General features: G+C 56.6%; 18 protein-coding genes. 9 read left to right on the forward strand and 9 right to left on the reverse strand.

All coding sequences use genetic code 11. The annotated features are described in order from the left end of the window. Positions 1-8: 8 nt before the first annotated feature. Together pglX and HF320_RS02845 are read left to right on the forward strand one after the other, a co-directional pair. The gene (gene pglX / locus HF320_RS02840; RefSeq protein WP_248276587.1) at positions 9-2,537 is read left to right on the forward strand and encodes a BREX-1 system adenine-specific DNA-methyltransferase PglX; all 2,529 of its coding nucleotides are present in this window, start codon (positions 9-11) and stop codon (positions 2,535-2,537) included. A 722-nt stretch (positions 2,538-3,259) separates the two neighbouring features. Continuing rightward, positions 3,260-4,273 (forward strand): SIR2 family protein, encoded by a 1,014-nt coding sequence (locus HF320_RS02845; RefSeq protein WP_169276936.1) that lies wholly within the window; start codon positions 3,260-3,262, stop codon positions 4,271-4,273. 145 nt (positions 4,274-4,418) lie between these two features. On the opposite strand, the gene HF320_RS02850 is transcribed toward HF320_RS02845, so the two are convergent. The 3 genes from HF320_RS02850 to HF320_RS02860 form a co-directional block, all read right to left on the reverse strand. Further along, positions 4,419-4,592 carry an AAA family ATPase gene (locus HF320_RS02850; protein WP_169276937.1) on the reverse strand — a complete coding sequence of 58 codons (174 nt, stop codon included), beginning with the start codon at positions 4,590-4,592 and terminating at the stop codon, positions 4,419-4,421. Positions 4,593-4,801: 209 nt separating this feature from the next. Further along, positions 4,802-6,043, reverse strand: coding sequence for an ATP-binding protein (locus HF320_RS09170; protein WP_169276938.1), 1,242 nt, complete (start codon positions 6,041-6,043; stop codon positions 4,802-4,804). Between the two features lie 27 nt (positions 6,044-6,070). Further along, positions 6,071-6,310, reverse strand: coding sequence for an AlbA family DNA-binding domain-containing protein (locus HF320_RS02860; RefSeq protein ID WP_169276939.1), 240 nt, complete (start codon positions 6,308-6,310; stop codon positions 6,071-6,073). A 124-nt stretch (positions 6,311-6,434) separates the two neighbouring features. On the opposite strand from HF320_RS02860, the gene HF320_RS02865 reads away from it, so the two are divergent. Next, on the forward strand, positions 6,435-7,196 hold the full coding sequence (locus HF320_RS02865; protein ID WP_169276940.1) for a BREX-1 system adenine-specific DNA-methyltransferase PglX: 762 nt from the start codon (positions 6,435-6,437) through the stop codon (positions 7,194-7,196). A 402-nt stretch (positions 7,197-7,598) separates the two neighbouring features. Here the strand turns inward: HF320_RS02865 and HF320_RS02870 are convergent, their stop codons facing one another. Together HF320_RS02870 and HF320_RS02875 are read right to left on the reverse strand one after the other, a co-directional pair. Further along, the gene (locus tag HF320_RS02870; RefSeq protein WP_169276941.1) at positions 7,599-8,435 is read right to left on the reverse strand and encodes a BREX-1 system adenine-specific DNA-methyltransferase PglX; all 837 of its coding nucleotides are present in this window, start codon (positions 8,433-8,435) and stop codon (positions 7,599-7,601) included. Between the two features lie 141 nt (positions 8,436-8,576). Beyond that, entirely contained in the window at positions 8,577-9,608 is a 1,032-nt protein-coding gene (locus HF320_RS02875) for a tyrosine-type recombinase/integrase (RefSeq protein ID WP_169276942.1), read from the reverse strand. Positions 9,609-9,956: 348 nt separating this feature from the next. Between HF320_RS02875 and HF320_RS02880 the strand changes: the two genes are divergently transcribed. The 4 genes from HF320_RS02880 to HF320_RS02895 all read left to right on the forward strand — a co-directional run bounded on the left by HF320_RS02880 (position 9,957) and on the right by HF320_RS02895 (position 17,362). Then, positions 9,957-10,925 (forward strand): BREX-1 system adenine-specific DNA-methyltransferase PglX, encoded by a 969-nt coding sequence (locus HF320_RS02880; protein ID WP_169276943.1) that lies wholly within the window; start codon positions 9,957-9,959, stop codon positions 10,923-10,925. Between the two features lie 21 nt (positions 10,926-10,946). Beyond that, the gene (gene pglZ / locus HF320_RS02885) at positions 10,947-13,643 is read left to right on the forward strand and encodes a BREX-1 system phosphatase PglZ type A (protein WP_169276944.1); all 2,697 of its coding nucleotides are present in this window, start codon (positions 10,947-10,949) and stop codon (positions 13,641-13,643) included. Between the two features lie 11 nt (positions 13,644-13,654). Then, on the forward strand, positions 13,655-15,934 hold the full coding sequence (gene brxL, locus HF320_RS02890) for a protease Lon-related BREX system protein BrxL (RefSeq protein WP_169276945.1): 2,280 nt from the start codon (positions 13,655-13,657) through the stop codon (positions 15,932-15,934). 78 nt (positions 15,935-16,012) lie between these two features. Next, complete coding sequence (locus HF320_RS02895; RefSeq protein ID WP_169276946.1) at positions 16,013-17,362, forward strand: hypothetical protein; 1,350 nt, start codon at positions 16,013-16,015, stop codon at positions 17,360-17,362. A gap of 278 nt (positions 17,363-17,640) precedes the next feature. Here HF320_RS02895 and HF320_RS02900 read toward each other — a convergent pair whose 3' ends face one another. Next, a complete protein-coding gene (locus tag HF320_RS02900) occupies positions 17,641-18,336 on the reverse strand; it encodes a helix-turn-helix domain-containing protein (protein ID WP_248276556.1) in 696 nt (231 codons plus the stop codon). Further along, positions 18,314-18,988: a DUF3990 domain-containing protein gene (locus HF320_RS02905; RefSeq protein ID WP_169276947.1), complete on the reverse strand. Its 675-nt coding sequence runs from the start codon at positions 18,986-18,988 to the stop codon at positions 18,314-18,316. The genes HF320_RS02900 and HF320_RS02905 overlap by 23 nt, the downstream gene beginning before the upstream one ends. Positions 18,989-19,086: 98 nt before the next feature. On the opposite strand from HF320_RS02905, the gene HF320_RS02910 reads away from it, so the two are divergent. Next, positions 19,087-19,269, forward strand: coding sequence for a hypothetical protein (locus tag HF320_RS02910; RefSeq protein WP_169276948.1), 183 nt, complete (start codon positions 19,087-19,089; stop codon positions 19,267-19,269). A gap of 49 nt (positions 19,270-19,318) precedes the next feature. Here the strand turns inward: HF320_RS02910 and HF320_RS02915 are convergent, their stop codons facing one another. Beyond that, positions 19,319-20,914 (reverse strand): potassium/proton antiporter, encoded by a 1,596-nt coding sequence (locus tag HF320_RS02915; RefSeq protein WP_169276949.1) that lies wholly within the window; start codon positions 20,912-20,914, stop codon positions 19,319-19,321. Positions 20,915-21,129: 215 nt separating this feature from the next. Here HF320_RS02915 and HF320_RS02920 point away from each other — a divergent pair, with 215 nt between their 5' ends. Continuing rightward, the gene (locus tag HF320_RS02920; protein WP_169276950.1) at positions 21,130-21,963 is read left to right on the forward strand and encodes a metallophosphoesterase family protein; all 834 of its coding nucleotides are present in this window, start codon (positions 21,130-21,132) and stop codon (positions 21,961-21,963) included. An 18-nt stretch (positions 21,964-21,981) separates the two neighbouring features. Here the strand turns inward: HF320_RS02920 and HF320_RS02925 are convergent, their stop codons facing one another. Beyond that, positions 21,982-23,463, reverse strand: a complete 1,482-nt coding sequence (locus HF320_RS02925; RefSeq protein ID WP_349290690.1) for a lipopolysaccharide biosynthesis protein — start codon at positions 23,461-23,463, stop codon at positions 21,982-21,984. Positions 23,464-23,643 lie beyond the last annotated feature (180 nt).

Raw genomic sequence — 23,643 nt, forward strand, 5'->3', positions numbered from 1 at the left:
TGGACAGCATGAACGATACCGCCATCAAGAACTACTGCACCTGGGCACGCACCGCGCTTATCAAGGGCGTGGCGCAGCGCATGGAGCGCTACAACATCTCTGAGGGGGCCGAGGCCGGCCTTGCCGCCGTGGGCCCGCTCGTGCTGAACCCGCAGGAGGCCGCCCAGCGTGACGAGCTGCTGCGCCTGTGCCACGAGGAGGGGACCGAGCATCTGCGCGACCGTGCCGCCTACACGTGGTTCAACCGCATCGCCGCCGTGCGCTACATGGAGGTGCACGACTATCTGCCCAGTCGCGTGCGCATGTTCACGCGTCCCGCGGCCGCGGGCACCTGGGAGCTAGGGAGCCAAGCCGTGGACGAGGCACTCGATGTTCAGATCGAGGGCGTGGACCCCATGCGCGTGGCCGAGCTCAAGCAGGCGGGCGAGGACGAGCCTCTGTTCCGCTACCTGTTCTTAGCGCAGTGCGACGAGCTCTCGGGCTGCCTGGCGGGCGCCTTCCAGCCCGTCGATGCCTGCATGGCGCTGCTGTTGCCCGCCAACCTCATGGATGCCGATGGCGTCATCGGCCGTATGGTGGGCGACATCGACGAGGCCAGCTGGGACGACGTCCAGGTCCTGGGCTGGATGTACCAGTACTACAACTCCAAGGTCAAGGATGCTTTCTTCGCCTCCAAGGCCAAAGAGACCCCCGACACCATCGGCCCCGCCATCCAGCTGTTCACGCCCGACTGGATCGTGCGCTACATGGTGCAGAACTCGCTCGGGCGCCTGTGGATGCTCAACAATCCCGCAAGCCCCCTGCGCGAGCAGATGGAGTACTATATCGAGCCCGATGCCGAGCACGAGGATTTCATCAGGATCGACGGCCCCGAGGACATTACGCTGTGCGACCCGGCGTGCGGCTCGGGCCACATCCTGGTCTACGCCTTCGAGCTGCTGGCCAGGATGTACCTGGAGCGCGGCTACCGCGAGCGTGACATCCCCGAGCTCATCTTGACCAAGAATCTCGCCGGCATGGAGATCGACCCGCGCGCCGCCCAGATCGCGAGCCTGGCACTTGCCATGTGCGCCCGCGCCTACGACCGCCGCTTCTTCGGCCGCGGCGTGCAGGCGGACATCGCCGTGCTCGCGCCGGTCGCGCTGGAGGAGGGCGATGTCCCCCAGGGCAGCGCGCTCGAGAAGAGGAAGGACCTCGTCGGCGCCCTGGCGCACCTGGACGAGGTGGGCTCGCTGCTCGCCCCGGGCGAGGGCGACCTCGAAGCGCTCCGCGAGGCGATAGTGCTCGCCGGCGACGGCGGCCTGTTCGGCAGCAGCTCCAAAGAGAGGCTCCAGCGCGCCCTCGGAACCTGCGAGGCCCTGGCGTGCCGCCACGACTGCGTGGTGGCCAACCCGCCCTACATGGGCAGCTCCAGCTTCGGCCCCTTCATGAGCAAGTGGGTCAAGAAGAACTACCCCGACTCGAAGAGCGACCTGTGCACGTGCTTCATCGAGCGCGGATTTAACCTTGCCAAAGACCGCGGCTATGCGGCCATGATCACCATGCAGTCATGGATGTTCCTGGGGAGCTATGAGAAGCTGCGCGAGAAGATTCTGCGTGACCACTCAATTTCCTCAATGGCCCATCTGGGGACCAGGGCATTTGGTGCAATTGGCGGTGAGGTGGTTTCGACGACGGCAACCGTATTCACCAACGCTAAAAACGATGGCGACGGGACCTACTTCAGGCTCGTTGATATGGGATCAGAAGAAGAAAAAAAGGCAGGAATCTTGGAGGCCCTTGCGGACCCCGATTGCGGCTGGTTCTACCGCCGCGACGCCGACACCTTCAAGCAAATCCCCGGCACCCCCATAGCCTACTGGATGAGCGAGGGATTGTTTAATGCTTATGAAAAAGGAGGTCGTCTAGGCGACGTTGTTGATGCGAGGGTTGGAATGATTTCCGGTGATAACAACCGTTTTCTTCGCATGTGGTTTGAGCCGTCAGCCGAAAAAATAGGGTTTGGAGGGTCTTATTTATCGCCCTGTTGTAAGAAATGGAATCCAATCCAGAAGGGCGGGGAATATCGTCTCTGGTATGGAAATCTTGACCATGTTATCAATTGGGAAAATGATGGCTGGGAATTAAAGGAAGACAATTTCGACGGAAGTCGCGTGCGTTCTCATAACTACAATGGCGAGATGGCTTTTCGGCGTGGGATAACCTGGAATAGCATCACATCGGGGCGCTTTCAGTGTCGCTATTCGGATGAAGGGTTTCTATTTGACGCTGCAGGGCCGCTTTGCTATGTGAACGACCATGCAATGATTCCGTATGTGTTGGGTCTGATGTCTTCATCGGTATTTGTTGAGACCATGGGTATTGTTAACCCCACTTTGAACTTTCCCCCTAATTACATCGAGGATACACCGTTCATTTTTGAATCCGATTATCAGGATGTCGTTGACAATGCCGTTTCCGTTTGCGTGAAAGCCGAGAAATCCGACTGGGACTCGCTTGAAACCTCCTGGGATTTCAAGCGCAACCCTTTGATTTAGTCGGAGTGAATATGGAATCCAGCCTTCTCTTAGATTTTATTGACAGGTTTTCCTATTGGCCTGAACTGATTACCTTGTTAGGCTCGCTTGCTTTGACGCTGGCTACGTCTAGGTTGACTGCCAGATCCGAGGTTCTAAAGGCGTATAGAGATAAGCGTGTTGAAACATACGATGAGCTGATCATGTTTCTCGATGCCTTTCGAGAGAATCCAGATTCTGCGCTTTGTCCCGAATTCTACTCGAAGTCTTTGGCGCTCAGCAATCACGTGCGCGTATATGGACCGAAACGCGTCTTGGATGCGATGAAGACGTCATTGACATCCCTCAGTAAAGACTACAGGTCTTACAAAAGCGCTTCCGAGCAGTTGTATGCTAAGTTTTTTACGTAAGATCTCATCAAGTTAATAACGAGCAATCTCCGGAATACATGGAGCAGACGGATGATCCGGACGCCTACGATATGGAGGAAAGCAGGCTGCAAGAATCTTATCGAAAAACCGAAAGGGAGGTGCTTGATCTTGTCCAGCCTGTTTTAGAGGCAATTCGAGAATCCATATATTCGGGAAGGAAATGATTGAGGTTAAAGGTCGGCTTGCTACCCGTGAAAGCTGTGCCCGATTTGGATATCTTTATGGTTTGGCGACGGCCACGGCCAAACTTCTTGCCGATATTTGTTAATAACGATTTCGATATCTGCACATTATGAGCAAGGGAGTCGTACCATGAGTGCAATTTTACTGGGCAACGGTTTGAATCGGTGTCTCAAGGGCTACCCTTCTTGGGTCGACTTGTTGCAGGGTATCGAAAGTGAGTTCTTTAGCAAATTGGGCTCGTCGGTCAATTCATTGCTGAAGTATGATGCAATCCTTTGCGAGGCAAAGGGCCGCTATGGTGACGACAGCGTATCGAAAAGAGTGCTAGATTGCTTGAAGCGTCTCGACACCGCTCAGATTGCAATCGAAAACTCTGATCTTTTCGTTTCCATACTCGATTCTGGCGTCAAAACAATTTTGACGACTAATTATGACTACAACCTTGAAAATGCTCTTATTCATGGGGCCTCATCTCCCTTATTTGGCAAACAAATTGAAGAACACTACACGTTTGAGACGAGGGCAAGCGATAAGAGAAATAAAGTAATCGACGCTTTTGACATCCATCACATTCATGGGGAAATCTCGTATCCAAAAAGCATCTGCTTGGGTATTACTAAATATATTGATAATTTGGCTAAAACAATGGAATTGCTATCTGACGGTGAGTCTAGTCAGGACGGTTCAAGTCTTGGTCGTCTGATTGATTCGAATGTGCTTACTAGGGGGCCTGGCTGGAAAAAGACTTGGGCCGAACTTTTCTTTAACTCTAATATCTATATTGTCGGCTTAGGTCTATCGTCGGACGAACTCGATATTTGGTGGCTTCTCATGAGGAGAGCCCAGCTGTTAGCTGATCGGGATATGTGCGGAAAAATAACGAATCGAATTATCTACTTCCCTCTTATTGCCGAAGAAAGACCATATGATTTTAGTCCTTTCGATGTCCTTCACGTCGAGTGCGAACCATGTAAAGTAATTGGCGGTGATTGGAAAAGGCATACTGCAAGATTTGGGAAGAGATTAGGCGGCTTGAGGAGTAGACCAGCCCGAACATGCTTCGACGGTCCTAACTTCCTTGCGTTTTTGAAGTGCGAAGTGCAAAATACCTGTCATAAGAAAAACGGCTCGACCGTTTTGTAGGGGGCTTCTCTGAAAGAGACGCCCCCTATTTTTATGTCGCGACAATCGGAAACTATTGCATTGGCGGCCGCTGCGCACGTCTCGGTCGCGTTGAAGCGCGCTTGCGCTCGTACCGGCTTCGTTTGGACTCGCCCTTTCTGGCCGTTTAGGACACCTTCTCAACGTAGGAAACTGCTCCGTAGGCACCATAGAGGTAACTGTTGATGAGGCTTTCGTCCTTTCTTGGGGAGAAAGAGGAGAGCAGATAGATATCGGAAGAACCGCTCTGCTGATCTTTCTCGACAAACCAGATTTGGTCGCGACGAAGCTCGCCGCACAAATTTCCTATTTCCGGCAATGGAGCAGTTACAGAAGGCCTAGATGCATCGAAGCTCGTTCAGCTCCGCAAAAAGACGTGCCCCGGCTACCTCAGCTGGCCCAGTGGGCTATGGGGGGGTGCCGGGGATCTGTTTGAAGACATCGGCGTCACGGCGGTAGAACCATCCACATTCAGGGCCCACAAGGGCTTCCAAGATTCCTGCTCATTACCTACCGCGGCAAAAGGTACCGAATGGAGCGACCTTGGCCTCCGTTGGTTGTTAGAGCGCCCAGTTTCACCAGCTTCTTGATGCGTCGATTCGCAGTCGATCGCGATACCCCAAGCACCTCCGAAATCTCGGATGATGCAGCCGATCCATTTGCCCGGACAAAATCCAAGATTGGGTCAGATTCGCCTTTCGCTGCGCCTCCAAGAGCTTTCGAAAAAGAGGGGGCCGCACCAACGCCGGCCTTCTTTCTCATGGTTACCACGAAGAGGGAGATACTGTCAGCCGGCTCGGCCGGATTCATCCCCTGGTTTTTGAGCGCGGCCTGAATCTGGACAAAGCCCGTTCCTTTGTTTTCGACGACATAGCCGTGCTCCGGAGAATCTTCCGGATAAGGAGTGCTCTCCAAGATTCGCGAGAGGAACTGATTCCTGCTGGAAGACGAGCCATATTCCCCTATATTGTCGACGGTCACGGTTCCGTAAAGCCCGCCGGGGCTAACCACTTCGATGCGATCGTCGAACATGTTCACCTGAACCTGGGACGCCATGCCTTCCTGCGAATAGTCGCGATGCATCAGAGCATTTGCCACGGCTTCGCGGATTGCGACTTCCGGGTATTCGGCAACATCCCGGCGCGATCCCCCTTCAACGTAGGACACAACGCGCATGTTGCGACGCATCGCGGCTAGCGTCTCGGATACCATGACGGGTATGGGGCCTATGATCGTCCTTGAGTCAAGGAAGCGAGCACCATCCTGGGAGAGCTCCTCCTTCGAATTCCCCGGGAAGACCGCGAAGGTCACGTTTGCTCTGGGGAAATGCTTCTGGGGGTGCCTGCCGAGCGCCATGAGACCGGCAAGCGTCGGCTTCAATTCTCCGTCAAGCCCGCGTCCCGTCGCCCCCATGGTGAGAAGTGCGTCCTCATTAGACAGCCGGGCGAACACGCGGGGTGATGCGGCGCGCTCTCGCCTGAGAAAGCCGTCTACCAGCTCCGAGTCAAGCTCCGATACGTCGGCGCCTTCCACCACCTGGGCGTCGTATCGGGGTTGCCGGCGTTCCTCCATGAGTCGATCGACCTCGTAACGGGATAGCTTCCTGTCGCCTTCGCCCGTCCTGAAGAACGAGCCGTCGTAAGGGCCGCGCGCCTTGATGTAGCAGGGCTTTCTGAATGGTTCGATTTCAGGAATATGCGCCACGACCAGAAGCGAATCCTCGAACTCCTCGATCTGGATGTTCGCACGCACGGGCGGCTCCATCTTGTCGGCGCACGCTTAGGAAAGCGCTTCGGAAATTCTCTTTGCGTCAAAGCCCTCGACTGGAACGAACCCCTCCTTTTCGGAGAGGCCGCACACCACGGTTCCACCCGAGCAGTTTGCGAAGGCGGAAAGCGTCTCCACGATGTCTTTGGGAAGGGCCATCGACGCCGTCTTAACTTCGACATCGGCAGTATCGCTGTTGATCCTCCTTGCGAAGCTGACGAATTCGTCGATATTAAATCTTCCGGTGTTCATGGTTCCTCCCATCTGTTTCGGCTCATTTTAACTAAATCGGCTCATAATCACATCATTTTGAGCAGATTTGATTCGAAACGCGTCTTGAGTGAGCAGATAGTGATTAGATTTGAGCAGATGTGCTATGAATATATCCACCGGATACTTGGAGGCCCTTGCGGACTCCGACTGCGGCTGGTTCTACCGCCGCGACGCCGACACCTTCAAGCAGATCCCCGGCACCCCCATAGCCTACTGGGCCGGAGCGGGCGCTCTCTCTTCATATGAAAAAGGAAGATTGCTTAGTACGGTAGCAAATCCAAAGGCCGGAATTACGACTGGTAATAATGATGGATTTATTCACTTCTGGTGGGAATGCTGTTTATCGAAAACTGGACGAGCCGATTCTCTAGGAGCGTCTTGGTTTTTGTGCAACAAGGGAGGCGCATATAGGAAGTGGTATGGAAATCTAGAAAATGTAATGAATTTTGATGGTAACGCTCAAGTAAAAATGTCTGAATTACCTGGATATCGACCCGTAAACCTCTCGCTGCAGGGGGAGGAGTCTGTTTCTTGGAGCGATATTACGAGTGGGGGTAATTCATTTCGATTGAACGGTCCGGGGCTGATGTTCGACCATGTCGGTATTAGCGCTTTTCCCAAGAAGGACCTTCTTTGTAGAATAGCGGGATTTCTTAACTCATCATCGGCAGAGAGTTTTCTTAAGTTTATTTCCCCCACGCTGCATTGCAATGCGGGGGACATTGCAAAGCTGCCTTATTTGGATGCTGCAAATGAGACGGGCGTTGAAATTGATGCGATGACGAACGAATGCGTGTTTGTTTCCAAACATGATTGGGACTCGCTTGAAACTTCTTGGGACTTCAAGTGCAGCCCGCTGATCTAACCTCAAAAGGCGCGATGCGAGAGGATTATCATGAAAAGAGTGCTGATAGTAGGAGCTGGAGCCGAGGTTGATCTTGGCTTCAAGTCTGGTCCGAGCTTTACTCAAGATACTTTCTACTGACAGAAAGATATCCTCTATGATGCCCTAATTGGTTTTTATCAAAACAAGCTTGACTCTTCTAGCAGCGAGCTTATTCCTGCCTCTTATAAGCCTGTTTATCTGTCAAACCCCCGTGGGGAAGCCTTCAAAAACTAGTATCCAACCTTGTTAAAGATGCTCCGGAATATCTCGTCAAGGTCCTTAATAAATCATTCAACGCGGTTAGCAATGAGATTCTCAAATCCCGGCTTCCCGAATAGACTTCTGATACTGTGAAATCATAACTTTTGCCATAAACGCCACCTATACCAAAGGATGGCGTTTGAAACCCCAGGAGGTTTCAAACGAGTCCCAGTCGGACTTAGATATAGCAACACACTCATCAACAAGCGCAGAGCCCTCAACCTCATCGCACTCGTGCAAGAGAGGAAGGGACTTAACATCCTTAACCTGCAAATTCATAGTTGGATTGAGGGCGTCAAGGCATTGTTGAGCAACATGAGAATTAAGGAACGCAAGCCAGGTTTTAAAATGATTCCCTAGACGGCAGATTACGGGACCGGACTTATCCCAAATACAACCATTTTGAATATAGCGGAAGCATGCTTTACCAGAGGTTAGCATGGTGTAAGTTATGCCGCCTTGATACCAATATTTTTCAGGCAAAAGCGTAGAGGTTTTATTATTGCAATAAAACTGACGAGCAGGATTACCCCAATCAACTACATGAATTAAGTTGCCGTACCAGCGCCTAAACTCGCCTCCCTTAGAATAAGTTCTCCATTTACCCTCTTTGCGACTTTGCGCGATTTCCCAGTGAAACCTTAGGTACTTACCGTTATCCCCTGTAATATTTGGACTGCCCGTATAGTCGGAATCTACGTCAATTGAACGTCCCTCATTAAATGCCCCTACTAAAGAAGCGGGCATCCAGTAGGCTATGGGGGTGCCGGGGATCTGCTTGAAGGTGTCGGCGTCGCGGCGGTAGAACCAGCCGCAGTCGGAGTCCGCAAGGGCCTCCAAGATTCCTGCCTTTTTCTTCTTCTGCTCCCATATCAACGAGCCTGAAGTAGGTCCCGTCGCCATCGTTTTTAACGTTGGTGAATACGGTGACAGTTGTTGATGCGATTTCGCCGCCAATGGCGCCAGGCGCTTTTGTTCCTAGGTGAGTCATGGGGGAGATTGAATAGTTGCACCGGGTCTTTCCGTGCAATTTCTCAAATCTGCCAGGTTCCCGCAAGTGCAAGGATCCTGGCATTTGTGGCCTTTGATACAGGTTGCTTAGCCTTCGCAGAACAGGGTCGAGTCGAGCGAGATGGCAGCTGCTCCGTCAGAGAGCGGGATGGCATGCGCATAGCAGCTCATCGTGATGTCCGCAGATGAGTGGCCAAGTCTCATTTGAACTGTCTTGATGTCCACTCCGCGCGAGATGAGTAGCGTGGCGTGGGTATGTCTCAGTTCATGAAAGCGCAGCTTCTCGAAGCCGTTTCTGTCGGCCCATTTCCTCCACCAGTGTTCGAAGGAGTCCATGCTGGGGCGGTGGCCATCGCTATCGCATATGATACTTTTGGGCAAAGGGTTTTCAGCATTGAGCAGCCGCAATCGCTGCCATTCTTTGAACTCTGCCAGAAGGTTCGAGAGGCTGTATCCCACTGCGACGCTGCGAATGCCGCTGGCGGTCTTGGGCGCTCCGATGACGCCGTCTGCCTTTACTGCCTTGGCGATGCTCAGCCTGAAGATGCCCTCGTCGAAGTCGTCCCATGTGAGGGCGAAGATCTCGCCGCGGCGAAGCCCCGTCGAAAGCGCGATGCACACCGCAAGCGAGAACGATGCCCGTCGCATGTTTCCTTTGGTGATCTCCCTTTTGAAGTTGTCCACCATGAGCTTTGTCAGCTTAGTCGCCTGTGGCATGGTGAGGAAGCGCGACTGACGGTAGTTCGCCTTAGGCCGGGGAACTTGCGAGAATGGGTTGCTCGAGACTGCGCCCAGGCTGATTCCCCAGCTGTAAGCCTGGCTTCCCGCCAGATGCGCTGCCCTGAGCGTTGCCGAGGACAACCCTGTACCCTTTCTGCCGCCGCTTCTTCCCAGCTCGCACAGGGCGAGCGTTATCTGCCGCGAGTCGACCTCATCCGGCACCAAGGTGCCTATCCACCGCCCGAAGAGCATCGCCTTCTGTGCGGATTTCCTTGCTGTGCAGGGCGCAACTTCCCTTAAGAGTTCTCGTTCTTGTGCCCACGCTGCAACGAGCTCTCCATAGGTCCCGAACGTTTTCTCGCGCACATTCGGCGCTGTTTCGCCATCCATCTTTCGCATGTTGTCTCCTGTGTCTATTTGTTATTGGCGAATGAACTGTCTCCCATTTCTTCGGCATTAGAAATGGGGGCTCTCTTTATGCACGCTGGTTTGGGGGTGAAGCAAATAGCGACGGTGATCGCTCTTCTTCTGCTCGCGCTCGTTGCTCAACAAATGGGGGAGCTGGTGGAGTAAGTTAATACATGCCGACGGCTAAACAGGGTTTGCTCGCAGTGGGGCTCTCAAAATGGTGCTTGCGAATGCTCTGCATAGGGCGCTTTATGCTTTGCTGTCGGGTATGCTTGTCTATGTTGACTTAACTGCGTTTGGTCGGGTTTTTAATTGACTCGGATTGGATGGAATAGAGATATGGCAACATTGCTCGCCGATAAATACGAAGCTCGCAAGACGGAGGTTAATGCTCGCTTTGAGCAGCTTCGCGCCAACGAGGAGGAGCTCAACCGAATCTTTGCCAAGATCTATAACATGGAGGGCGAGGTGCCCATCGAGGTCGAGGACAAGTACGTTTCGGTGGCGCGCATCTTCGATACGGCAGAAGAGATCCCGGAGAGCTACAAGGGCAACAAATACGTGCGCACCAAGCGCGACGAGATTGCCTCGCTCATAAGCTATGCCGTGGTCTGCATGTTTGGCCGCTATTCGCTCGATGTCGATGGCCTGGTGCTGGCAGATCAAGGCGCCGCCGTGGCCGACTATCTGGCCAAGATGCCCAACCCCGAGCACGTGACGTTTATGCCCGATGCAGATAACGTTTTGCCCATTACCGACGACGAGTACTTTGACGACGACATCGTGCGCTACTTTATCGACTTTGTGCGCACTGTTTACGGCGAGGAGACGCTCGAGCAGAACCTGGCCTTTATTGCCGAGGCCCTGGGCGGCAGGGGCTCCTCGCGCGAGGTGATTCGCACCTACTTCTTGAAGGATTTTTACAAGGACCATTGCCAGACGTACAAGAAGCGCCCCATTTACTGGCTCTTTGACTCTGGCAAGAAAAACGGTTTTACCGCACTGGTCTACATGCATCGCTACACGCCGGATCTTCTGGCGCGCATCCGTACCGACTACGTGCATGAACAGCAGGAGCGGTATCGTTCGCAGATCGGCGACGCCGAGGACGCTTTGGCTACGGCCCAAAAGGGCGAGAAAGTGGCCTTGACCAAGCGCATCAAGAAGCTAAAAGACCAGCTGGCCGAGACCGTTGCCTATGAGGAGAAGCTTCATCACCTGGCCGACCAGATGATCAAGATTGACTTGGACGACGGCGTGAAGGTTAACTACGCTAAGTTCCAAGACGTGTTGGCAAAGATTAAATAAAACCGACTTTGGGGAATTCAGATGCCAAAGATTGACGTGATGGAAGAGCTCAAGCAGCGCTTTTTGCAGCCGCTGCCGGACTTTCAGGCCCGCCGGGTGGTGACATGGCACGATGCCGAGAGCGAGTTTGCCGAGCGTTTTGAAGGGCTTTCGCGCGAGGGCTTTGATGGCGCGGGCGCCGTAGACGGTGTGATGCCCGCTGGGGGCGACTTTGCGCGCCCCGTACGCTTTGTGGAGGCGCGTGACGGTGTGATGTTTGAGGTCAAGCGCATGATTGCACGAGGCGATACCACAAGCGACATCCTGCTGTATCGCCCCTGCGCTCGCGGCTCCTTGGAAGGCGATTGGCTGGCCGATGTCGAGCTCTATGCCGATCATTTTCAGGCCGACTATCTCTCCTTGTTGGCCGATCAGCTGGGCGCAACCAACCCCGAGGCCGTGCGCGAGGTGCTGGGGGAGCACAAGGTGTTCTTCTTGGCCAAAGATCGCGTGCGCAGGTTCTCGGCGTGTATGACTGCTCCCGCAACAAAAGAGGACATCGAGCTCGGTATGCTTGCGGCGACCTTTGGCGGCGCGTCCCCAGACGATGCCTCGGCGAGCTTTATCCTGCGCAGCACTTGCGCGGAGCTGCTGCATGGCGGCCCCGATGCGCTTAGCAAGCTGCTCGATCGCTATGAAGCCCTTGGCTGTTTGTCTTCGTTTATTGCACGTCGCACCGGTTTTGCAGAGCCGCTTACCGAGCGCGATTCGTTGGAGCACCTGGCAGCGCATGTGCTGCTCACGGCGGCCTCGTATCAAAACCCTGCCGCCATGCATGGCCTGGAATCGCATATAGCTGCGGGCTATGAGCCCTATTGCATGACCGCGGTGCGCGAGTGGATGCAGCAGGGCAAAGACGCCACAGCCGATCTGTTTGAAATCTGCTCAATCGTCGAGGATTCTTGCGGCCTGCGTACTCGCCTGAAGGAGCTTTCGCTCGAGTCGAGCCTGCAGGTCGATATCTTCCCCTGCGTCAACGAGGTGCTTGTCGCAGGGCTTTTGGAATCGTTTGCCCAGGGTGCAGATCGCGTGGCCGATGCCCGCGAGGTGCTGGAGGCGCGTCGCGGCCTTGCCTGGTATGGGCGCCTGGACTGCTACTTCGATATCCTTTCTGCCATTACGGACATGAGGGCGTTCCAGCAAGAGCATGCCTCGGGTTTTCATGTGGCATATGCCAAGGACGCATGGGACGCCTACACCCAAAACTGGTGGCGCATGGATGCCGCCTATAGGCACCTGTGCTGCGCCTACGAGCGCTGCAAGCTCGAGGGCGTCGAAGCGCTGGAGGCTGCCGTCCACGCTGCCATGAAATGGGCAGAGGGCCTCTACCGCAACTGGTATCTGGTGCAAAGCAACGCCTGCTGGACCTCGGCCGCATCTGCGCAGTGGCGCGATTGCGGCTACGTGGAGGGCGCGGACCGTCAAGACGAGTTCTATTGGAAAACGCTGCCGGCGCACGCCGGTGCGGCAAAGACGTGCGTGGTGCTCATCAGCGATGCCCTACGCTACGAGGTGGCGCAAGAGGTTGCCCAAGCTCTCGAGCGCGAGCGCGGCGGCTCTGTAGTCTCCGGTAGCATGCAGGCGCTGTTTCCCTCCATCACGGAGATGGGTATGGCGGCGCTCCTGCCGCATCAGGGGCTTACGCTGGATTGGGATGCTGCAACGGTTGCCGCAGACGGCATGCCCACCGCTTCCACTCCGCAGCGCGAGGCCGTGCTGCAAAAGGTGGAGCCCACGGCGCGGGCGATGCGTGCAGAAGCGTATCTGGAGCTCTCTGCCCCGGAGCGCCGTGCATTGCTCAAAGAATCCAAGCTTGTGTATCTCTACCACAACAAGATTGATGCCGCGGGCGAAAAGATGGCTACAGAAAGCGATGTGTTCAAGGCGTGCGAGGACACGGTGGAGGAGCTTGTTTCCATCACGCGCCGCGTGTGTCTGGATGCGTCTTCTGCGCGCGTGGTGATTACTGCCGATCATGGCTTTTTGTATACCGCGCAGGAGCTGGAGGAGCATCAGTTCCTTATCAAGGCCGATCTCCCAGACGATCCTTTCTTGTTTGGCAAGCGCCATGTGGTGCTCAAGCACGGAGAGGATACGGCTCTACCAGACGATATTCGCGAGCAGTTTATCGTTATGAACATGGACGGCCTGGGTCTTGGCCGCTACGTGGGCCTGTCCCCGCGGGAGACCATGCACTTTAAGCGCCCGGGCGGCACGCATCGCTATGTCCATGGCGGTGCGAGCCTGCAGGAACTGTGCGTGCCCGTGATTGGCTATAGGCGTCTGAGCGCCTCTTCCAAGGAGTTTGAGGATACGCAAAAAGCAACGCTGCGTGTACTCTCGGAGAGCCGCCGCATCACGAGCATGCTCTTTGGTGTGAGCCTGCTGCAAAACGAGGCTGCCTGCGGCAAGACGCTGCCGTGCTCCTACGAGCTGAGCATGACCGACGCTTCTGGCAATGCGGTAAGCGATGTTGTGACGGTGGCCGCCGATAGACAGTCGGAAAACCCGCAGGAGCGCGTGACCAAGATCAGGTTCTCCCTTAAGACAGGATGCGCGTTCTCGTCCAAGGAACCCTACTTCTTGGTGGCGCGCGACGTTCAGACCGGGGCAATTGTCTGGCGTGAGGAATACAAGATCGATATCGCGTTTGCGCCTGGCGTGGACTTTGGCTTTTAGGAGGATATGCAATGGACGACACCTATACCGATGACGAGGACCTGTGGGATGTTCCCGAGGTGCCAGTGCCTGGCGATGACGGTGCTGTCGGCGCGGCCGCTGCTGCAGATGACGCCGGGGACGCCGTGGCCGCCGCGGCGGATGAAAGCTCGGAGCTGGCCTTTGATGCCGATACCCTCGACGCCAAGCTGCTGCGCCACTTTAGCGGCAAGATTGTGCGCAAGGACCTTACGTCCCTTATGAAGCGCAGCGCCAACGTGCCCACGTTTGTGCTCGAGTATCTACTGGGCATGTACTGTTCCGCCGGCGATGAAGAAGGCGTGGAAGAGGGCCTTGAGCGTATTCGCAAGATCCTTACCGAAAACTACGTGCGCCCCGACGAGTCCGAGCGCATCAAGTCCAAGATTCGCGAGCTTGGGCAGTACACCATCATCGACAAGCTCTCGGCGCGACTCGATGAATACAAGGACATCTACGTGGCGTCGTTTGCAAACCTCACCATCGAGCCGTTTGTGATTCCGGCGGAGTACGTGCGCAACTACAGCAAGATCTTGCAGGGCGGAATCTGGTGCATCATGCGCATCGAGTACCGCCGCCCCGACGCCGAGCTCGATGAGTTTGGGGCCGATGTCTTTGGCGACGAGATTCCGGCGCGCAACCGTTCCAAGAAAAAGAAGCGTGGGCCCGAGGATTCGCCGTTTAGCGTGGTGAGCCTCACGCCCATCCAGATGCCCAACCTCGATCTGGACGAGATGATCGAGTGCCGCCAGTACTTCACGCGCGACGAATGGCTCAACATGCTGCTGCGCTCTGCCGGCTACGAGCCTAACGAGCTCACCGAGCGCGAGCGCCTGCACTTTGTTGAGCGCATGGTTCCGCTGATCGAGCATAACTACAACCTGTGCGAGCTGGGTCCGCGCGGTACGGGCAAGAGCCATATCTACAAGGAGGTCTCGCCCTACGCGATTTTGCTCTCGGGCGGCCAGACCACCACGGCAAACCTCTTTGGCCGCATGAACTCCATGCGTGCCGACCGCGTGGGCCTGGTGGGCCATTGGGATTGCGTGACGTTTGACGAGGTCGCCGGCATGCGCTTTCGCGACACCAATGCCGTGCAGATCATGAAGGATTACATGGCAAGCGGCAGCTACGCGCGCGGCCGCGATCAGATCAACGCCGATGCCTCGATGGTGTTCGAGGGCAATATCAACGACACAGTGCAAAACGTGCTCAAGACCACGCACCTCTTTGACCCGTTCCCGCCGGAGTTCAACAACGACTCGGCGTTCTTCGACCGCATCCACTACTATCTGCCCGGATGGGAGATCCCCAAGATGCGCTCGAGCCTGCTTACGGGGCGCTACGGCCTTATCACCGATTGCCTGTCGGAGTTTTGCAAGGAGATGCGCCGTCGCGACTACACGCATCTTATCGACCGCTTCTTTAGGTTCAACAGCGATTTCAACAAGCGTGACGAAATTGCCGTGCGCAAGACCTTTGGCGGTCTGGCCAAGCTGCTGTTCCCCGACGAGGCCATGGATAAAGACGACGTCGAGTGGCTGCTCGACTATGCGATCGAGGGTCGCCGTCGCGTAAAGGAACAGCTTAAGATCATGGCGGGCGTGGAGTTTATCGATGTCAATCTGGGCTACATGGATGCCGACAACCCGCAGGACGTGCGCGTGGTGCAGGTGCCGGAGCAAAGCGAGGACACGCTGATTCCCGACGGTCCGCTGCTGCCGGGCCACGTGTTTGGCGTAGGTCGCGCCCAGGGCGGCGAGGTTGCGGTGTACAAGCTCGAGAACAAGGCCGTTGCCGGAGAGTGCAAGCTCAAGCATGAGGGCGTGGGCTTCAATAAGCCCGTGCACGACACGCTCGATGCTGCGTTTGAGAACTTCGAGACCCTGGGCTCGCGCGTGGCGCCGGGTATGCATATCGCCTCCAAGGATTACCTGCTGTTCTATAACGATCTGCAGGGTAAGGGCCTTTCGGACGAGATCTCGCTTGCAGAGTTTGTTGGCCTGTGCTCGGCGGCGGCAAATCGCCCCGTGATGGCGGCGCTTGCCGTTCCGGGAATCCTGCGCGTGTCGGGCACGATGGACGAGATTCGCGGGCTCGAGGATATCATGCGCGTGGCCAAGAACGCCGGTGCCAAGCGAATCGTGCTGCCCTACGCATGTATCCGCGACCTGCAGGCGGTCTCGCCCGAGATCATCACGGGCCTAAGCCCGGTGTTCTATCAGGATAACGACCCGGTCGATGCGGCCAAGAAGGCGCTTGACCTGCAGTAGGGCTACAGGACGGACAGCGGGGGTCTCTTTGCCAATGTGCGCAGGGCTCCTTGGCATCCGTGAGAGGAAGCATGGCATATGGTGGACGATGGCTCCCGCGTGTTTCGCGAACTTTGCAGTGCGTTTTGCTTGGAAAACGATGCGCTTCGTGCCTCGCTGGGGCATCAAAACGACCGGTCTGCTCTTGTAGCATTTGCGCAAAAGACCGTGCTCAAGGCGGTTGTGCAGGAGGTCGAACTTGCTGAGCGCATGGCCCGCGAGGAAATGGCGCGAGAGATTAACCACTTTGTTCTTGCGGCCAGTCAGCGCGCGCTTAAAGCGGCCCGTGCGCGAACCGGCGTGGTGGGCCCCATCCAGATGAATAGGCGCTATGCTGCGTTTTTGCATATAGAAGATAGCAAGCTGCTGCTCAAGCGCCTTGATCAGACGCTAGCGTTTATCGAGGCAAAGGTCCGAACCGACCAAGCCGATCTTGTTGCCGGCGCATATGCGGCAGCGGGGTCTGCGCTGTTGCGGGACGTGCAGCCTTTGAGCGCCATTGCGGTTTGCGAACCCGAAGCTAATGAGGCGGATGCGGCAGACCGTGAGCGCGAGCTCGTGCGGGAGGACGTCTATCGGTCGAGCGACCTTTCGGGGGCCATTGCGGCGTCGTTTAAGAGCGAGCTTGGCGATGGCAGTGCTGCAGGGGATCTGAATGACGACGAGGTATTCCATGCGCAGATAGAGGCTGCGATCCGCGCTGCTAAGTGGGCGCGGCTGGATGCTTTGAGGATGCGCGCTGCCCGGGCTCACGAGCTGGTGGGCCGCAAGGTCGAGCCTCGGATTTTGCCTGAGCCTCCGCGCATCGCATGCAAGCAAACCTATTGCACGGCAGACCTTGTGCCGCTGCTCGACGAGGTCAAGCGCGCATATGCGTCGTACCGTCGCTTTGTGCTCGACAGTGGGATGTTCAACGCGTTTGGATCGGATAATCGCCTGGGCAAGTGCTGCGGTTACGTTTCGGATTTTTCCGACGAGTACGAGGGGGAGCTGCTTATAGGGGAGTACTGCGGCACGGTGCCCGCCCGTCCGTCTTCTTCCGCGGCAATCCCTCGGGTTATCGAGGAAGCCGACGCTCCCGATGGGGATGCGCTCGATGTTGCCCTTGCCCGCATGCGCGGATTTAACAAGCGCGTCTACCGGGGCATTCTCGATGACGATCCCATCTATTTTGCAGACGTGTTTTGGTATGGCTTGAAGAAGCTCGACCGGTTTAGCGAGGGTATGGTCAAGGTTGATGAGAAGGCGTGGCAAAACTATGTAGACAACCTTGCGCGCGCCTATGCCGAGCCCGCAGAAGAGCTGGCAACGGGTATGGACAAGCAGCAGCTGGAGGGTTTCTCGAAGGCTGTGAAGGCACTGGAAAAAGGCTCCAAGGCCGCTCGGTAGGGGCGCTCGATAGGACTGCAGTTGATGCGGGGCGTTTTGCCACCTTTGGCGGCGTTGCCTTTTGCGGCCGCCCTTCGGTCTTATCGTCTTCCATTCTGTGCATAAAAATGCCGGGGGAGGGGCCGGCTCTTGAAGGCCCTTTTATTCGAGGGAGCCGATTTCCTTATGGTTCAAATTGCAGCTTCGGTCTACCGAATACGTTGGGCTTGGATTGATAAACGAAAACGGAAAGCACCTTAATCATGCAGTCCCTTTTGCTCATGGGCAGCGGGAGACATTTACGCAACGTCTCCCATAGAAAAGACGGGCTCGACGAGCTTTTCGATATCGCAGCCGAGTGCGCGTGCCAAGTTTCGAACGGTCGTTAGCTGCGCCTTATTGATGTCCTTGTTGCGCTGCTCGTACATCTGGATGGACCTAAGCGAGACTCCCGAGCGGTGTGCCAGCTCGCGTTGGCTTATGCCCAGGTTCTTGCGCAGTTGGGCAAGCTGGGTCTCGAGCACGGCACCCTGAACTCGATCGACAATGAGCTGCACCACGCGTTCCTCGGATGCCTCGTGCCAGGGGCTGTAAAGACTGAGGATCTGGAGGAAGGGAACAGCGCTAAAAAGCTGTTCGAAGCTCACGTCAAGTCGCCACTGTGTATAGGCAGAAATCCATCCTGCCCAGTACTCCGGCGTTCTATCGGGGCGAAACGCGGGCTTGGGAAAGGGACCGTTTTCATGCCCGAGCTCTTGGGAGAGCGTGATAAACAGTTCGCAGCCCGATTTGCCTGCAACCGCCCAGGGCAAGCCCATGCCAAAGGCGCGCCCAACGCGGCTAAGCTCAAAAAGATCGGCTACCTCGTCCGGCTCTGCGCCGTAGTCGTTGACGGCGTAGTCAAAAAACTCGCCGAGGCAGCACATGGCGTCTTCGAGGTAAAGCTGGCTATAGGCTCGTGCAGCAGAACTTCTAGTTGAAGTTTTTGAAGTCATCGTTTGTCATCTCCCGTGCCAGAATGTCGCGCACGTATATTCCCGTCAGGTCCGGTTCGACACGCAGCGCTTGGAATGCCTCACGCGCCTGCGAGTCTCGTTGGGCGCGCAGCGGGGCATATCGGTTCGTGTCTACTTCTAGGGCTTTGATGAAACGAACTCTTTCGAAGGCGCGCGGGCTTTTAAGTACTGTTTGGATGCCGAGCTTTCCAAGGTGCATAGCCTGTTCTAGCTGTTCGAGCGATATTTGGTTGGAGACAAAAGCGCGGGCAAAGGAAAAGTAAGAGTCGTCGGCACGATAACCGCGAATTAGATCGTAGTTTGAGATATCGAGTGAGAACTGTGTTGTGATGTAGGACGTAGCGGCTTGCGCTAGCGCTGTTGTTGCCTGGAAGATGCGATGCTCCAACAGCACGGCGAGCCAATTGAGCACGTTGTAGTCCGGTCCTTCAAGATCAAGCGTCTTTAATCCGGCAGTGTCGAGCTCGTACAGGTTCGCAAATGCACATCCGCCGATTGATTTTGCGGCCCACTCCTGCGCAAGCTCGGGGCTGTGTGTGCAATAAAAGCCCGCTCCATAGTCGTTAAAAGGCTTGCATAGCTCAATAAGGGGCGTGCGTACTATCTCTTCCGACCCGTGCCACAGCTCCATGTTTCCTCCTATATCACTGTAGTGATAGTATACATCAGAGCCTAAGACAGGGCTAGAATGAAAACCAACGACCCCGTACGGAAAAGAGGCCTCAAGCCATGTCATACACCGACGACGACAATCTCGACTTCGAGGGCCTGCGTGCCTTTTTGATGGACTACTGCGGCACGGCGTTCGCGGCAGGGGCGGGGCCGGCACTCATAGACCTTGCGCGCATTGAGCGTGCGGACCCCCAGGAGCTCTTGCGTATCGCGCAAGAGCTGGGCATAAACGTGCGCTAACGCAACGGAGGCGGCGGGCAAAACTCAATCGCCCGCCGCCTCTGTTTTTCTATCCCAGAGTGGCTATGACCACGTCGTCTCCCGGCAGCAATTGCGTATCGCCGTTGGGAATAATCGTCTCGCCCTCGCGCTTGAGCAGCACGACGATAAAACGCCGTCCCCCGTGTGGCAGCTCGTGCAGGGCGCACCCCGCCCAGTGGTGATGCTCGCCAATGTGATGCTCGCGCAGCGAGACGCCGGCGCGTTCCTCAAAGGTGGGCGCGGCAAGTACGAGCAGGTCGCCCGTCTCGATTACGGTATCGCCGTTGGGAATAACGGGTTCGGCGCCATGCCTCAATATCAAGACGACGAGCATGCTTGCCGCCTCGCCAATCTGCGCCAGGCTGCGTCCGGCAAAGGGGTGCCCGGCGTCTACCTTGAGCTTGATAAACGAAAGGTCGGTCTCCTCCTGATAATCGTTAAAGGTGCGGCCTACGTCGCCTGCTTTGTCAATCATCTTTAGACGTTTGGCCACGGCGGGCAAAAGCGAGCCCTGCATCACGATGGAGATGATGGCGACCATAAACACCAGGTCAAAAAGGTCGCGGCTGCCCGGCACGCCGGATACCACGGTGAACAGCGCAAAGACCACCGAGGCTGCACCGCGCAGGCCCGCCCAGGACACCAGACCAATCTGGCCCAGACGTCCTGGGCGCGGCGGCATGATCGCGCACACCGCCACTGGCCTGCCAATAAAGAGCATAAAGAGCACGAGGCCCAGTGCCGGCAGAATGGCCTGCGGCAGGCGGGCGGGGGTCACCAAAAGGCCAATCAAAAAGAAGATCGCCATCTCGGCCATCTCGGTGAGCACGTCAAAGACATGCACCATCTCGCGCTTGGAGGGAATGTCCGAGGCGCCCAGCACGATGCCCGCCAGGTACACGGAGAGAAAACCGTTGCCGCCCAGCTGGCTGGGCACCGCAAACGAGAGCAGCGCGATGGCGATAAGCACGATGGTTTCGCTTTGAGACTCGAGGTTCATGCGGCAGGCAAGCTTCATGCCAACCCAGCCAAACGCCAAGCCAAACGCGGCTCCAAAGACAATTTGCTGCGCGATGAGCACGGGCAGGTTGACGGCCTCGCCCAGCGCCAGGGCGCTAAACACGGCAGTGAGCATGTAGGCGAGCGGGTCGTTGGAGCCGGACTCGACCTCGAGCAGCGAGTCGGTGCCACCCTTGAGCGAAAGCCGGTGCTCGCGCAGGACGGAGAAAACGCTTGCGGCGTCGGTGGACGAGATGACGGAGCCCAAAAGGAGCGCCAGCGGCCAATCAAAGCGCAAGGCAACATGGGCAAACACCGCGGTGAGGCCGGCGGTGATCACTACGCCTGCGGTGGAGAGCAAGACGGCGGGGACGGCCACCGGGCGTGCACGCTCGATGTTGGTGTTAAAGCCACCGTAGAACATGATGAAGATAAGGGCTGCGGTACAGACGCTCTCGGTTGCCTTGAAGTCGTTAAAGTTGATATGCAGCGGCCCGCCGCTTCCCAAGAACATGCCGAGGGCGATAAAGATGAGCAGCGTGGGAAAGGGAAGTTTGGCTGCGATGGGCTTGAGTAGGATGCAGGCGATAATAACGGCGCCTACAAAGAGCAGAATCATGTTCATGCGGTCTCGTCTTTCGAGCGATGCAGCGAGGTCGCTGCCAGGGCAATACAGTCCAACGCTTTTAATCCTACCCAGATGGTCGATTGAAAACCGCTGGCACACCCATCTGGCGCCATCGTTCATGAACTCTCAACTGGATATACCTCAAACTTTGTCAACCTGCCCTTGTGCGTATACAATAACGTTCAAGTTGACGTTTAAGGATGGTGCCCCATATGGCGACGTATATCACCTCCGATGCCCACGGGCATCTGCGCGCCCTCGACCAAGCGCTCGAGCAGGCCGCTCCCGGTGCGGACGATACCGTGTACGTGCTGGGCGATATGATCGATCGCGGTCCGGAGCCTGTGGGTGTCATCAATCTGGTGCGAAGCTTGCCCAACGTTCATGTTTTGATGGGCAACCACGAGCGCCTGATGCTCAACGCCATCGAGCGCGGAAGCCAGATGGATATCTTTACCTGGGAGCGAAACGGTGGCTATACCACGTCCGCCCAGTTTGACGCCCTGCCCGTCGCGGAGTATCGCGCCGCTATCGAGTGGATTCGCGAGCTGCCGCTATCCGATGCGATTGAAGTGGGGGATAGGGCATACCTGTTGGCGCATGCCGGTATCGAGCCCAGGGCTTTTACGTGCTGGCTCGCGGGTGCGGGCTATACCGGCGAGGGCGGCTATGCGGATGTCCCCATTGATGTGCTGCGTCAGGCCATGGCGGCTCAGGATGAAGAAGATCTTCTTTGGATTCGTGAGGCCTTTTGGGGCGTTCCCACGGGGCTTGTGGGCCCCGACGGACGAGGCCCCGTGGTGATTGCGGGGCACACGCCTTCGGGTTTGCTGTTCCGCTATGCCGCAAACATGTGCGGCACGGGCTGCAATAAGGACGGTCTGGGCTGCATGGTCGAGGTGGGGCCCACGTATGATACCGGCGGCGTGGCCGACCATCTTGCTATCGATTGCTCCGCTGCGGCGGGCGCAGGCGTTGGCCGCGTGGGCGTGATGCGTCTGAACGATCGCCGCGTGTGGTGCGGAGACATCGCCGAGGGAGAGTAGTTTGGGCCGTGTTCCCGGCTACTTGTAGTGCGGCCCGCGCGCGAACGGGTCGCCGGTGGTGCGCGAGATGATGCCGCGGATGCGCACGTACTGCAGTGTGAGCAAAACGAGCAGCAATGCCATCACCAGAAGGTAGCTCAGCACGGCACCCAGCAGGCCAAAGATGCGCACCAGCACGATTGAGAGCACGATTACCGCGCCAAACGAGATAAGGTACGGCTTGGTTGCCAGGTCCTGGTGGCGCAGCACGGTGATGATCTGGTACAAAAAGTCGATTGCCGCGGTAAGGCCGCCGGCGGCCACCATGAGAAACGCAAGCATACGGTATTTGGTAAAGTCGATGCCGTACATAAAGCTCACGATGCCGATGCCAATCCATCCCATAAAGGCGATGACGGCGAGCGTGAGCACAACCACAACAGCCAGCACGGCAAGCATGATGAGGTCGAAGCGGCGACGCCTACGCGGGTTCGACCAGATGTTTGCCAGGCGCAGGAGCTGCGGCTTGTATACAAAGCCCACGGCGAGCAAAATCGCCTGCGCAGGAAAGAACAGCGCACTGAAGTAGAGCTGCGCGTCGTAGCCCATCATGCTTTCCATGGCAAACTTGGGGCAGCTCTCAATAAGGTTGAACAGGAAAAGCGTCGAGAAGAGCGGGAAGCACTGGCGAAAGAGCCCGCCCACCTCGCGCATGCGCCACGGGCCGGATTTCTCCGTCTCGAGCAGCGATAGCGGAAACGTCATGAAAACAAGGGAGAGCACGGCCACCACGCCTGTGGCAACACAGGCTACGGGCAGGCTGCGCGTGATGAAGAGCATCACGCTAAAGACCGCGACCACGGCCACCGAGCGCAGCGCTTGGCTCATGCCCGCAAGATAGAGCTTGTCTGCCTGCTGCAAACGTCCCTCGTAGACATCGGCCATGCCATCGACGATCTTGTACACGTAGATGCCCATGGAGAGCGTGAACATCGCTGCGTCGTAGCCGCGCAGCATGCAGTAGGCGATGCCGACGAGGAGTGCTAGGAGCGACGTGAGCCAGCGATTGAGCTGGTAGGAGGAAAACGAGATGGCCTCGTCGATGTCGGACACCTGGAAGGTGCGCACGCCAAAGTTCGAAAGAATCATCAGCAGCGTGCCCGCCACAAAGGCCATGGAGAACATGCCCGCCTGCTCGGCGCCCACAAGCTGGGTGCACACGATGGTGAGCAATGGGAAGACCATGCCCCAGATGCTTGTGCCCACGGTGTTCCAGATGTAGTCGCGCCCGGTGGAGCCAGATTCGTATTCTGCTTCCTGCTCGGAAAGGGACCCCTCGTAGATAGCGCCAATCAGGCGGTTCCACCATCGGTTTACAAGGCGTGCAAGAGGGGAGGGCAGACGGTTACGTTTGCGCTGCCTGCTGCCGGCGCCTGTGGTGCCCGGTCGCGCGACGGAGCGCCTGCCATTTGATGCTTTGTGGTTCGTTTGCCGTTCGTTTTGCTTCGGGCGGAGTGCCACGCTCGAGACCTCCCTTGTGTTTGTTGGGTCGATTATAACGCTTCAAACGTGTCAGCTCTGTTTCTAGGCATGATTTCGAGGAGCTATCGAAATTATTTCGGTATCCTTTTGAAGCGGATCTTTTTGAACCGGATCTGACACTCAGCGTACTGCCGAAACAAGTTCATTAGGGGGTTTATA

This window comes from Collinsella acetigenes, assembly GCF_012844445.1.
Taxonomy (GTDB): Bacteria; Actinomycetota; Coriobacteriia; order Coriobacteriales; family Coriobacteriaceae; genus Collinsella; species Collinsella acetigenes.

Bases quoted from the DNA above. Each gene is read 5' to 3' on its own strand.
- pglZ (WP_169276944.1), top strand. From the start codon at position 10,947: ATGCCAAAGATTGACGTGATGGAAGAGCTCAAGCAGCGCTTTTTGCAG.
- HF320_RS02895 (WP_169276946.1), top strand. From the start codon at position 16,013: ATGGTGGACGATGGCTCCCGCGTGTTTCGCGAACTTTGCAGTGCGTTT.
- HF320_RS02880 (WP_169276943.1), top strand. From the start codon at position 9,957: ATGGCAACATTGCTCGCCGATAAATACGAAGCTCGCAAGACGGAGGTT.
- HF320_RS02900 (WP_248276556.1), bottom strand. From the start codon at position 18,336: ATGACTTCAAAAACTTCAACTAGAAGTTCTGCTGCACGAGCCTATAGC.
- HF320_RS02860 (WP_169276939.1), bottom strand. From the start codon at position 6,310: ATGAACACCGGAAGATTTAATATCGACGAATTCGTCAGCTTCGCAAGG.
- HF320_RS02865 (WP_169276940.1), top strand. From the start codon at position 6,435: ATGAATATATCCACCGGATACTTGGAGGCCCTTGCGGACTCCGACTGC.
- HF320_RS02920 (WP_169276950.1), top strand. From the start codon at position 21,130: ATGGCGACGTATATCACCTCCGATGCCCACGGGCATCTGCGCGCCCTC.
- HF320_RS02875 (WP_169276942.1), bottom strand. From the start codon at position 9,608: ATGCGAAAGATGGATGGCGAAACAGCGCCGAATGTGCGCGAGAAAACG.
- brxL (WP_169276945.1), top strand. From the start codon at position 13,655: ATGGACGACACCTATACCGATGACGAGGACCTGTGGGATGTTCCCGAG.
- HF320_RS02845 (WP_169276936.1), top strand. From the start codon at position 3,260: ATGAGTGCAATTTTACTGGGCAACGGTTTGAATCGGTGTCTCAAGGGC.
- pglX (WP_248276587.1), top strand. From the start codon at position 9: ATGAACGATACCGCCATCAAGAACTACTGCACCTGGGCACGCACCGCG.
- HF320_RS02910 (WP_169276948.1), top strand. From the start codon at position 19,087: ATGTCATACACCGACGACGACAATCTCGACTTCGAGGGCCTGCGTGCC.
- HF320_RS02905 (WP_169276947.1), bottom strand. From the start codon at position 18,988: ATGGAGCTGTGGCACGGGTCGGAAGAGATAGTACGCACGCCCCTTATT.
- HF320_RS02915 (WP_169276949.1), bottom strand. From the start codon at position 20,914: ATGAACATGATTCTGCTCTTTGTAGGCGCCGTTATTATCGCCTGCATC.